The sequence below is a fragment of the Salmonella sp. SAL4457 genome, assembly GCF_046548235.1.
Classification (GTDB): Bacteria; Pseudomonadota; Gammaproteobacteria; order Enterobacterales; family Enterobacteriaceae; genus Salmonella; species Salmonella enterica.
Window position 1 is genome coordinate 1 of the sequence record NZ_JBGDZO010000412.1, and the last position, 276, is coordinate 276.

Here is a 276-nt window from a genome sequence, read left to right on the forward strand (position 1 = left end):
GGGTGGTCATAGGCCAGCCGGGCCTCGCCACGGAATTGGGCGACGGTTGGGCCGAACTTGACCCGCATGGTGCCCTGATAGGCACCGTTGTCGCCCGATTTCGTCAGGGTGGCCCCTGGGATGCAGGCAGCAACGGCCGCCGGATCGGACAATATCGGCCATACCGCCTCCGGCGGGGCGGAGATGGTGATCTCCTCACGGATCGAAATCATCGGAGGAGGTTATCGATATCCCGCGGAGTTTGTCGATATGCCGAGAGTGCGGATGGCATCAGGC

Annotated in this window: 1 protein-coding gene; it reads right to left on the minus strand. The window is 63.4% G+C overall.

Annotation, left to right across the window (positions count from 1 at the left end):
• The coding region (locus ACLJNW_RS24850; RefSeq protein ID WP_410961310.1) for an SRPBCC domain-containing protein at positions 1-212 on the minus strand (212 nt) is incomplete at its 3' end.
• Positions 213-276: the final 64 nt, after the last annotated feature.